Origin of the sequence: Hymenobacter persicinus (genome assembly GCF_004167665.1) — a bacterium.
Lineage (GTDB): Bacteria > Bacteroidota > Bacteroidia > Cytophagales > Hymenobacteraceae > Hymenobacter > Hymenobacter persicinus.
The window spans coordinates 16,431-27,495 of the sequence record NZ_SEWE01000052.1 but is presented as its reverse complement, the minus strand read 5'-3'; the positions used below and the strand labels follow the sequence as shown (position 1 = coordinate 27,495).

Genomic DNA, 11,065 nt, shown 5'->3' with positions numbered 1-11,065 from the left:
TCGCAACCAGCCCGTGCTGGCCTACGAGAAGGGGGACGTTTTTCAGCCCTTGGACCTAAATCTGCGGGGCATGGTCTGCAAGGTGATTTATCCGGGGCTGCACATCAGCACGGCCGAGGCCTACAGTCGGGTGCAGGCCCGGCCCCCGCGCCACGATTTGCGCCAGAGCCTGGCCCAACCGATGGAAACCTGGCGCGAAACCGTCAGCAACGACTTCGAGGATGCCCTGACCCCGCACTACCCGGTGCTGGGCGAGCTTAAGCAGGCTCTGTACGCGGCCGGCGCCACGTACGCCAGTCTGTCGGGCTCGGGCTCGGCGGTGTACGGGCTGTTTGCGGGCCGGGAGCTGCCGCCCGCGCTGCCACTCAGCGCCGAATACCGGGTCTGGGACGGAGTGCTGTAGAGCTGGGCGCTATACCACCGCTTCCGCCGGCTCGGGCTTGCGGCGGCGCTGCATCCACTGGTCGAGGACGGGGTGGATGAGCACGCTGAACAGGATAACCACCGTGCCCAGGTAGAAGCCGCCGGAGAGCTTTTCCCGGTCGAAGCCGGGCACGTGGAGCCAGTACAGCAGCACGGCCATAACGATGCCATAGACCGGCTCCAGGTTGATGGTCAGGTTGATAACAAAGGCCGACAGCCGCTTCATCAGTTCCACCGACGACGAAAACGCGTACACCGTGCACACCCCGGCCAAAATCAGCAGCCAGAGCCAGTCGTAGCCGTGCCATGCCAGCTGCAGGCCCGCGCCGTTGGTGAAGTAGCGGGAGTACACGGGGAAAAACAGCGCAATGCTCAGGCAGGCGCCCAGCATTTCGTAGAGCGTCAGGCGCAGGGGCGGGTGCTGCTTGACCAGGCGGGAGTTGAGCACGCTGAACAGCGCCGACAGCCCCGCCGACAAAATAGCCACGCCCAGCCCCAGCAGTTGCCCCAGCTCGGCTTGCGAAACGAGGTAGAGTCCTACCATCGTCAGCAGGCCCAGAAAAACCTCGTAGGCCCGCACCCGCCGCCACAGCAGCAGGGGCTCGAGCAGGGACGTCCAGAGGGCCAGCGTGGCCATGCCGGCCAGGCACACGCTCACTGAGGAGAGGCGGGCGGCCAGGAAAAACGTAATCCAGTGGGTGGCCACCAGCGCGCCCACGCCCAGCAGCCGCAGCGCCTGGCCCACCGGAATGCGCCAGCTTTGCCGGCGCAGGGTCAGCAGCCCGGCCAGCCCCGCCGAAGCCAGCAGCGTGCGCCAGAACACCAGCTCCACCGGCGGCACCGAAATCAGCTTGCCCAAAATGGCCGTGAAGCCCCAGAGCAGGACAATAAAGTGCAACCGCAGGTAGTCTTTGAGCATGTTGTGAAGTCGTGAGATAGTGAAATGGTGAGATAGTGAGTTTGATGTTCAGGCGGCGCCACTGGCGCCAGCGGTGCAGAACCGCGCCGTCCGAACGACAACTCACCATTTCACCACCTCACGGTTTCACCTTATTGAGGGACGAAACGATACAGGGCGGCGCCGATGGTGGTAAAGACGATGCTGGGCACCCAGGCGGCCAGCATCGGCGACATTTCCCCGACCTGGGCCAGGTTGCGGCTCAGAATCACGAAAATGATGAACACGAAGGCCAGCACGAAGCCCAGCGCAATCTGCCCACCCACCCCGGCCCGCGACTTGCGCGCGCTCAGAATCACGCCGATGGTGGTCAGGATAAAGATGGCGTAGGGGTAGGCGTACCGCTCGTGCTTTTCGCTCAGATAGACTTGGGTATCGTCGGCGCCGCGGTCAATTTTCTGCTGAATAAAGCGGTTCAGCTCGGGCAGGGTCAGGGTTTCGGACAGGCGGTAGGTGCTGCCAAAGTCCTTGGGGAACAGGTTGAGGGTGGTGTCGCGCGGGGCCACCGTTTGCAGGGTTTCCAGCGGCCCCTTAAAGGTGCGAATCAGCTGGGGCGACAGGTGCCAGGCCCGCTTCGTGGAGTCCCAGCTGATGGCGTCGGCGGTCAGGCGGCGCTTGAGAATGGTGCCCTCAATGGTTTCCAGCGCGAATTTGTAGCCGATATTGCTGCTGTTGTCATAGCTTTCCATGTACACGTAGCTCTTCGGCCCGATCTTGATGTGGATGTTGCGCGCATCGTACCGGAACGGGTTTTTGATGTACTTCTTCTCAAACTCTACCCGCGTCTTGTTGGCCTTCGGAATGCCCCAGCCGGTGAGCCCGAACGTGACCGTGCTGATAACGGCGGCCCCCATCCAGTAGGGCAGCAACAGGCGCTTGAAGCTCACGCCGCTGGCCAGAATAGCCACGATTTCGGTGCGCGCCGCCAGTCGGGCCGTGACGAAAACCACCGAAATGAACACCGTAATGGGCGAGAGCAGGTTGGCGAAGTACGGGAACAGGTTCACGTAGTACTCCGACATAATCTGCCAGGCCCCCAGATTGTGCTGGATGAAGTCGTCGTTTTTCTCCGTGAAGTCAATCACGCAGATAACCGACACCAGCACCACCACCGTGAAAAAGAACGAGGTGAGGAATTTCTGGATGATGTATTTATCGAGCAGCTTCACTTGGGTGGTTAGTTGTTAGTTGTTGGTTGCTAGTTGTTAGGTCGTTGTTGCTAACAACTGACAACCAACAACTAATGCCTACAGTCGGGTCATCACCTGCTTGACCATCTTCTCCTTCCACTCGCGGAAGGTGCCGGCCACAATCTGCTCCCGGGCCTGCTTGACCAGCCACAGGTAAAACGACAGGTTGTGAATCGAGGCAATCTGCGGGCCCAGCATTTCCTGGCTCTGAAACAGGTGGCGCACGTAGGAGCGGGAGTAGAACGTGCTGACGTAGCCGCCCAGGGTGGCGTCAATCGGCTCGAAATTCAGCTGCCACTTCTTGTTGGTGATGTTCATAATACCCTGGGTCGTGAACAGCATCCCGTTGCGGGCGTTGCGGGTCGGCATCACGCAGTCGAACATGTCCACGCCCAGCGCAATGTTTTCCAGGATATTGGCCGGCGTGCCCACGCCCATCAGGTAGCGGGGCTTGTCCGCGGGCAGAATGTCGCAGACCAGCTCGGTCATCTCGTACATCTGCTCGGCCGGCTCGCCCACGCTCAGGCCCCCGATGGCGTTGCCCTCGCGGCCCTGCTCGGCAATAAACTCGGCCGACTTGATGCGCAGATCCTTGAACGTGGAGCCCTGCACAATCGGAAACAAGGTCTGGTCGTAGCCGTAGTGGCCCTCGGTGCTGTCGAAACGCTGGATGCAGCGCTTCAGCCAGCGGTGAGTCATGTCCAAGGAGCGGCTGGCGTAGTCGTACTCGCAGGGCCAGGGCGTGCACTCGTCGAAGGCCATCATGATGTCGGCCCCGATGGTGCGCTGAATGTCCATCACGCCCTCGGGCGAAAACAAATGCTGCGAGCCGTCGATGTGGGAGCGGAACTTGACGCCCTCCTCCTTGATCTTGCGGGTGCCGCTGAGCGAGTACACCTGGTAGCCGCCCGAGTCGGTGAGAATGGGCCGGTCCCAGCCGTTAAACTTGTGCAGGCCGCCGGCGGCGCGCAGCACGTCGAGGCCCGGGCGCAGGTAGAGGTGGTAGGTGTTGCCGAGGATAATCTGCGCCTGCACGTCGTGGGTCAGGTCGCGCTGCTGCACGGCCTTCACGGTGCCGGCCGTGCCCACGGGCATAAAAATCGGCGTTTCAATGGCGCCGTGCGCGGTGTGCACCACGCCCGCGCGGGCTTTGGTCTGGGGGTCGTGGGCGACGAGGTCGAAGGTCATAAGCAGTTGCCAGTTGTCAGTTGCCAGTTGCGCGTTGGCAGTTGTTTGTCGTTCAGCAAGAACGTTCTGGCAACTGGTAACTGGCAACTGGCAACTGATATGACTGCAAAGGTAACCCGCGCCCCCGGTTCAATGCGTACTTTTGCGGGCCCAATCCTTGCCCCGCCGTTTTGCCGATTCCATTTTCTCCCGTTCTGTGGCTGCTCGCGCTGTGCGTGCTGATTCAGCTGTGCTACGTGGGCTACTATTTCCTGCCGTTTGCCGCCCGCTCCGCGGCCGCCGGGGCCGAGCCGGCCGACGCGGCGGGCGGCCCCGTGTCGGTGCTGGTGTGCGCCCACAACGAGCTGGAAAACCTGCGCCGCCTGCTGCCCCTGCTGCTTCAGCAAGACTACCCGCCGGGCTTCGAGCTGATTCTCATCGACGACCGGTCCGGCGACGACACCTACCTCTACGTTCAGCAGCTCACCCAGTACTACCCCAACGTGCGCCTGGTGTCCGTCGACCGCACGCCCGACGGCCTTTCACCCAAAAAATACGCCCTCACCCTGGGCATCAAAACGGCCCGCCACGAGCAGCTGCTCTTCACCGACGCCGACTGCATTCCGGCCACCGATCAGTGGATCAGTCAGATGCAGCGCGGCTTCGCGCGGCCCGCCGACGTGGTGCTCGGCTACTCGGCCTACGCGCCCGAACCGGGGTTTTTAAATAAGCTTATCCGCTTTGAAACCTTGCTGACCGGGGCGCAGTATTTGTCGTTCGCGTGGCGGGGCAAACCCTACATGGGCGTGGGGCGCAACCTGGCCTACACCCGGGCGTCCTTTCGCCAAACCAAGGGCTTTGCTTCCCACATCCGCAGCCTCGGCGGCGACGACGACCTGTTTGTGCAGGATGCCGTCCGCTGCGGACTTAGGGTGACGGTGCAGGCCGAGCCCGCGGCGCACACCATAAGTGAAGCCGCCACCACCTGGGGCGCCTGGTGGCGGCAGAAGCGGCGGCATTTGTCGGCCGGCCGGAGCTACGGACTGGCCGACCGGCTGCGGATTGGAAACTTTATTGGTGCTAATCTGCTTTTTTATTTCACTGCGGTGGGCCTGCTGTTTTCCCAACCCGATTGGGTACCTTTGGCCGTCTTGTGGGGTGTGCGTACCGTGGCTATTTGGGTTGCCTACGCAAGACTGGGCCGTAGGCTCGACGACCAGTTGCCGGTAGCGTGGATACCCCTGCTCGACGTTGTTTATTTTTTTTACTATCTCGCTTTGGGAATTTCGCTGTTCCTTTACCGCAACCTCCGATGGAAGTAAACAATCAGGAAATTCAGAAACAGTTTTCGGCCAAGGCCAAGCACGACTTCAAGCTCATCCGGGCCGCCGTCGAGCATGGCGACGAGAAAGCCTACGCTGAGCTGATGCAGATCTACAAAAAGCCGGTGTATCACGTGGTGCTCAAAATGGTGCGCAACCCCGACGACGCCGAGGATCTGACCATCGAAGCCTTCGCCAAAGCCTTCCGGAACCTGCACAAGTTCAACCCGGAATACGCCTTCAGCACCTGGCTGTTCCGCATTGCCACCAACAACTGCATCGACTTTATTCGCAAGAATAAAATCAAGACGATGTCCATCGACTCGGCCATCAAGATTGACAACGGCGACGAAATCACCATCGACTTCCGCGACCAGAACCTGAACCCCCAGGAGACGGCCATCAAAAACCAGAAGATCGAAATCATGCAGCACGTGGTGGCCCGCCTCCCCGACAAGTACCAGCGCCTCGTGACGCTGCGTTACTTCGACGAGCTGAGCTACGAGGAAATTGCCACCGAGCTCAAAGCCCCCCTCGGCACCGTGAAAGCCCAGCTGCACCGCGCTCGGGAGCTGCTCTATGACATGGTCAAAAACAAGAAGCACATCATCTAGTGCCACAAAAAAGCCCCGCCGCAAGTCGGGGCTTTTTTGTGGCCGGCGCGCCCGGCAGGTCTAAGGGGCCATACTGCATTCCGGTCGGCATCATCACTATCTTTGCCCCAATGGATATCCTCAACCGCTACTTCCCCGACCTCACCGACCAGCAGCAACGCCATTTCGCCCAACTCGATACCGAGTTTCGTGGCTGGAATGAGCGCCTGAACCTGGTCGCCCGCACCGACGTGGACAACCTCGCCGAGCGGCACTTCCTGCACTCGCTGGGCATTGCCAAGGTCGTGCAGTTTCCCGCCGGCTCCTCCGTGCTCGATGTGGGCACCGGCGGCGGGCTGCCGGGGTTGCCGCTGGCTATCCTGTTTCCCGAAACCAAGTTTCACCTCGTCGACAGCATCGGCAAGAAAATCCACGCCGTGCAGGAAATGGCCGCCGCGCTGGGGCTGCACAACGTGACGGCCGAGCAGATCCGGGCCGAGCAGCTGCGCACCAAGTACGACTACGTGGTGAGTCGCGCCGTGGCCCGCCTGGCCACTTTCCACACCTGGATTGCCCACCGCTACAAGCCCCAAGGCGACGCCACCAGCGGCCTGTACTACCTCAAGGGGGGCGACCTGACCGAGGAAATCGAGGAGTCCGGCCTCAAAGCCCGCCTGTTTGATCTGAGCGACTTTTACGCCGAGGAGTTCTTCGAAACCAAGAAGGTGGTGTTCGTGCCGGTTACCAATAAGTAGCTGCACGAAAAGCTTCGCATCAAATAAGCAGAAAGCCCCCGCGTAGGAGTACGCGGGGGCATTTTGCTATTTAGCGCCTCAGTGTAAAAAAGAGGTAAGCACCAGGTTAGGCCGGGGTTTCGGCCGTCAGAAACTCCACGGCCCGGCGCTCGGAGTAGTACTCGCCATCGGGCGTGCCTTCGGCAAAGCCCACGTGGCCGCCTTCGGGTGGGGTTTCCAGAAACACGAACCGGCTCTCGGCGGCCAAGTCGCGCGGGAAGCAGGATGGAGCCAGAAACGGGTCATTCTCGGCATTCACCAGCAGGGTCGGGATGCGGATGTTGGCCAGGTAACGGCCCGAGCTGGAGTGCTCGTAGTAGTCATCGGCCGACTTAAAGCCGTGCATGGGCGCCGTAAACCGGTTGTCGAACTGGGGAAAGTCGCTGAGCTGGTCCAGGTCGGCCACGTCGACTTGCCCGGGCAGTAGCTCGGCTTTTTGCCGCATCTTGGCCCGCAGCGACTTCAGAAACCGGTACAGGTAAATGCGGTTTTCGGGCTTGGAAATCTGGTAGGAGCTCGATTTCAGATCCGTGGGCACCGAAAACACGGCCGCCCGCTTCACCTGCGCCGGCACCCGCTCGGGCTTTTCGCCCAGGTACTTGAGCGTCACGTTGCCGCCCGCGCTGAAACCCGTCAGATACACGTGCTGGTAGGGGCCCGTACCCAGGGCGTGGCGCACTACAAAATCAAGGTCGTCGGTGTCGCCGAGGTGGTAGGAGCGGAGCAGGCGGTTCATTTCGCCGCTGCAGCTGCGGTAATTCCAGGCCAGGGCATCGAAGCCGACTTTATTTAGGGCCCGAACCATGCCGCGCACGTAGGGCCGGCCGGCGTCACCTTCCAAGCCGTGAGATACGATAACCAACGATTCGGCCCGCCCCTGGGGCAGGCGCGACCAATCCAGGTCGAGGAAGTCGCCGTCCTCGGTTTCGACCCGCTCGCGCTGGTACTGCACGTCGGGCACGGAGCGCCACAGGCTGGGTACGATGGTCTGCACGTGCCCATTGAACATGTAAAAAGGTGGCTGATAGGGCGATTGAGCAACAAGTGGCATGATGCGTCAAACTGAAAGTGTGGGAGCTTGGAAGGGAAATATACGCACAAAAAAGGTATGCATGCATACAGTTGCAGCGCACCTTACCCGATGAGCAGCACTCGGTACAACCAGTGCCAGCCGCAGAAAGTTGCGGCCTGAATTGATACAGATAAGTTACGCAAAAGCGCCACACGATGGCATTAATTATAATTTTATTTAAAAAATTTATAATTAATAAATGATATATCCTCTGAGCCAATAGCCTTATGCAGGGAGGTGCACAGTATCTGAACGATGGAGGAGCCGAAACGAAGTGGGTACCTGAACCGCAACACGTCGCCAAGCCGTCCGGCTAAGCAGCGGACTAGACTGAAGAAGATTGCGGAGGCCGGGAAACTACCAGGAACACAGCCACTGCGGCAGCTATCAGCGCCGAAAGCGCAAAAGCGGGCGCGGGGCCCAGCAGTTGCCAAGCCAAGCCAGTGAGAGTGCTGGCCACCAAAGCCGCCAGGCTGCTGAGCCCGGCAAAGGTGCCCAGCGCGGCCCCGGTGTCCGCGGGGGCGCACAAGTTGCTGAGCCAGGCCTTGCTGACACCCTCAGTGGCCGCGGCGTACAGGCCGTAGAGCCCGAAGAGCAACCCGAATACCCACAGTCCGTGGGCCAGGGCAGCGCCGGCGTACACTGCGCCAAACAGCAGCAGCCCACCCACGAGCATTCGGCGCGGCCCCACCCGGTCGGATAAATGACCCGCCGGGAAAGCGGACAGCGCGTATACCAGGTTGTAGAAGATGTAAAGCCCGATAACGGTGGCGTCGGGCAGGCCGCGCTGCCGGGCCAGCAGGAGCAGGAACGCGTCGGAGGAGTTGAACAAGGCAAAAACCAGCAGCGCCCCCGCCACCTGCCGGTAGGCGGCGGGAGCCTGCCGCCAGTACCCAAACGAGGCCCAGAACGGCTGCACCGGGCGCGGGGAAGGGGCGCGGCGCTTTTCGCGCACCAGCAGCGTAACAACAATAGCCGCCAGCCCGGGCAGAAAAGCCAGCAAAAACAGCTGGCGGTAGTCGCCGGGGCGCCGGGCCAGCCAGATCAGGGCTACGGCCGGCCCCAGCACGGCCCCCAGCGTATCGAGGGAGCGGTGGAAACCAAACACGCGGCCTTTGGTAGCGGGCGTAGTTTCGTCGGAGAGCAGCGCGTCGCGGGCCCCGGTGCGCAGGCCCTTGCCGAGCCGGTCGAGGGTGCGGGCCAGAAACACCCACCAGGGCGCGGCCAGCACCGCCAGCATGGGCTTGGAAAGGGCGCTGAGTCCGTAGCCCCACTGCACGAAGGGCAGGCGCCGGCCCAGGCGGTCGGACCACTGCCCAAAGTAGCCTTTGCTCAGCCCGGCGGTAGCTTCGGCCACGCCCTCGAGCACCCCGATCAGGGCCACCGAAAAACCGATACTGCGCAGGTAGAGCGGCATAACCGGGTAGAGCATTTCACTGGCCAAATCAGTGAACAGGCTAACCAGGGAAAGCAGCCAGATGGTCCGGGTGAGGTATTTCATGGCGTAAATGACGCCTAAAATTCTGCTTCTTAGCAGGAAGTCCCGCGTTAATTTGGAGCCGAGGGTTTGCTATTTCCGGGCAAAGCCTTACCTTTGCCACCCCAACTGAATACAAAACCGAGCAGAACGTCAATTTTTCCATCCTCATGGCAAATCATAAGTCGGCCCTCAAGCGCATCCGTTCCAACGAAGCTAAGCGCGTGTTGAACCGTTACCAGGCTAAATCCACCCGCACCGCTATCAAGAAGCTGCGTGCTACCACCGATGCTACCGCTGCTCAAGAGCTGCTGAAGAAAGTATCGTCGATGCTGGACCGTCTGGCCAAGAAGAACATCATTCACAAGAACAAAGCCGCCAACAACAAATCGAAGCTGGCTAAGTTCGTGACGTCGCTGGCTGCTTAAGCAACCTTCTGACCGATCTGCTCTTTTATAGAAAGGCTCCGTGCGCAAGCGCGGAGCCTTTTCGCGTTTGACTGCCACTCGTTATTTTATCCTATCTTTTCGGCGTCTTATCCTTCAATTCTTTTTGTGAACAGTATGAACCACCGCTACCTTTTGCTGCTGCTGGGCGTCTGCCTGAGCTATTTACCCATCCAGGCCCAGAACTGGCGCCCGTTTCGGCCCAACGGCGACGTGCACGCCTTCCGCGGAGCCTCTGCCGACACGGTGCTGACCCTCCGGCTGGATTCGGCCGCCGTGTCCGGCTCCGACTCAGTGTATTATTTCAACCGCATCATGCGGCCCGCCAGCAGTTCGACCTGGAAGAAGTCGGTCAACAACCAGTTTGGGCAGCAACTGCGCTACAACGTGGCTACGCGCACTTATGCCCTCTACTGGAATGGCGGCCCGACGCCTGTTCTGACTCTGGACAAGTTTTTAGTGCTGAAGCCATTTGTGCCGGTGGGTACCACCTGGGCGAGCATCGATACCGATGTGGGCAGGCAAACCACGCTGCTGTCGCGCGGCACCATGCTCCTCGACGGCGTAACGGATTCCATTGTGACGTTTCGCGTCGACAACGCGCAAAACGTGGTACTCAGCAAGAACTACGGCTTGGTTTCGGGTCCGAAAGACATGATTCTTGGCTTCTCCACGGCCAGGATGCTCACTCTGGCCCGCCGTCCCGCTCCCGCGGCCCGCACCTATTACAACCCGCTTACCCTGCTCGATTTGCAGGTCGGTGACGAGCTGGGCTATCAGCAGCAGCCGTATTCGGCCGGCCCCTTTCCGTGCTACACTGGGATGCACCTGAGCCGGGTGCTGAGCCGCCAGGTAACCGCCGACAGCCTGATCTACACCTTCCAGCAGCAAAGTCGCACCACCTACAGCAGCGCGCCGGGCTGCTCGGGTGGCAGTCCGGTCACGACGCCCGTAGCCACCGTCCGGCTGGCTGCGTCGTTGCGCACGGGGGTGTGGCGGGGCCGGGGCGCGTCGTTTATGACGCCTCTGAATGCCGACCTGCTTACCTACGCCTACAGAGCCAGTCCTTTCCTAAACGCCTTCGACGTTGCCCTGCCGATTGTGCTGACCCAGCCGCTTGGGTCCTGCCTGCCCGTGCCGTTGCGCCAGCGGCGCCTGTACCGGCTTTCCGGCACCTCCAGCGAGTTCCGGTCCGGGCTCGACGCGCTGGCCTGGGAGCAGCAGGTGTCGCAGGGCGCGGGCGTAACCGGGCAGAACGAACATTGGCTGGTGTATTCGCGCCGCACGGTCAACAACACCCCGGTTGTCTGTGGCAGCCGCGCCGACTTTGCCACGCTGCTGCCCACCAAAGCCGCCCAGGGCCTGACCCCGCTGCAGGTGTACCCTAACCCGGCCACGAGCACGGCTACGCTGCTGCTACCGGCCCCAGCCCGCGCCGCTACGCCCGTGCGCCTGCTCGACGCACTGGGGCGGGTGGTGCGCACCCAACTGCTGCCGGTAGGCCAGACTACTGCGGCGCTGCCGCTGGCTGGCCTGGCCCCGGGCCTGTACCTGGTCGAAGTGCAGATGGCCGGCCAGCTGCCCCAGCATATCCAGTTGCAGTATCAGCCGTAACTTGACAGT

The 11,065-nt window shown here is 61.4% G+C and carries 10 protein-coding genes and 1 pseudogene; 6 read left to right on the top strand and 5 right to left on the bottom strand.

Annotated elements, in window-relative coordinates; translation table 11 throughout:
- A pseudogene (locus EWM57_RS18170) lies at positions 1-403 on the top strand (4-(cytidine 5'-diphospho)-2-C-methyl-D-erythritol kinase); the annotation flags it as partial.
- A 9-nt stretch (positions 404-412) separates the two neighbouring features.
- On the opposite strand, the gene EWM57_RS18165 reads toward EWM57_RS18170, so the two are convergent.
- The 3 genes from EWM57_RS18165 to tgt form a co-directional block, all read right to left on the bottom strand.
- Complete coding sequence (locus EWM57_RS18165; RefSeq protein ID WP_129922686.1) at positions 413-1,342, bottom strand: DMT family transporter; 930 nt, start codon at positions 1,340-1,342, stop codon at positions 413-415.
- 131 nt (positions 1,343-1,473) lie between these two features.
- Positions 1,474-2,550 carry an LptF/LptG family permease gene (locus EWM57_RS18160; protein ID WP_129922684.1) on the bottom strand — a complete coding sequence of 359 codons (1,077 nt, stop codon included), beginning with the start codon at positions 2,548-2,550 and terminating at the stop codon, positions 1,474-1,476.
- A 78-nt stretch (positions 2,551-2,628) separates the two neighbouring features.
- Positions 2,629-3,759, bottom strand: coding sequence for a tRNA guanosine(34) transglycosylase Tgt (gene tgt / locus EWM57_RS18155; protein WP_129922682.1), 1,131 nt, complete (start codon positions 3,757-3,759; stop codon positions 2,629-2,631).
- A 170-nt stretch (positions 3,760-3,929) separates the two neighbouring features.
- On the opposite strand from tgt, the gene EWM57_RS18150 reads away from it, so the two are divergent.
- The 3 genes from EWM57_RS18150 (at position 3,930) to rsmG (ending at position 6,408) form a co-directional block, all read left to right on the top strand.
- Complete coding sequence (locus EWM57_RS18150; protein WP_129922680.1) at positions 3,930-5,060, top strand: glycosyltransferase; 1,131 nt, start codon at positions 3,930-3,932, stop codon at positions 5,058-5,060.
- Complete coding sequence (locus EWM57_RS18145; RefSeq protein ID WP_129922678.1) at positions 5,051-5,674, top strand: RNA polymerase sigma factor; 624 nt, start codon at positions 5,051-5,053, stop codon at positions 5,672-5,674. Before EWM57_RS18150 ends, EWM57_RS18145 begins: the two co-directional genes overlap by 10 nt.
- 110 nt (positions 5,675-5,784) lie before the next feature.
- Positions 5,785-6,408 carry a 16S rRNA (guanine(527)-N(7))-methyltransferase RsmG gene (rsmG, locus tag EWM57_RS18140; protein WP_129922676.1) on the top strand — a complete coding sequence of 208 codons (624 nt, stop codon included), beginning with the start codon at positions 5,785-5,787 and terminating at the stop codon, positions 6,406-6,408.
- Positions 6,409-6,514: 106 nt separating this feature from the next.
- Here rsmG and EWM57_RS18135 read toward each other — a convergent pair whose 3' ends face one another.
- Together EWM57_RS18135 and EWM57_RS18130 are read right to left on the bottom strand one after the other, a co-directional pair.
- Complete coding sequence (locus tag EWM57_RS18135) at positions 6,515-7,456, bottom strand: YheT family hydrolase (RefSeq protein ID WP_317128205.1); 942 nt, start codon at positions 7,454-7,456, stop codon at positions 6,515-6,517.
- A gap of 388 nt (positions 7,457-7,844) precedes the next feature.
- Positions 7,845-9,020, bottom strand: a complete 1,176-nt coding sequence (locus EWM57_RS18130; protein ID WP_129922672.1) for an MFS transporter — start codon at positions 9,018-9,020, stop codon at positions 7,845-7,847.
- Positions 9,021-9,166: 146 nt separating this feature from the next.
- Between EWM57_RS18130 and rpsT the strand changes: the two genes are divergently transcribed.
- Positions 9,167-9,424, top strand: coding sequence for a 30S ribosomal protein S20 (gene rpsT / locus EWM57_RS18125; RefSeq protein ID WP_129922670.1), 258 nt, complete (start codon positions 9,167-9,169; stop codon positions 9,422-9,424).
- 135 nt (positions 9,425-9,559) lie between these two features.
- Positions 9,560-11,056: a T9SS type A sorting domain-containing protein gene (locus tag EWM57_RS18120; protein WP_129922668.1), complete on the top strand. Its 1,497-nt coding sequence runs from the start codon at positions 9,560-9,562 to the stop codon at positions 11,054-11,056.
- The last annotated feature ends 9 nt before the right edge of the window (positions 11,057-11,065 follow it).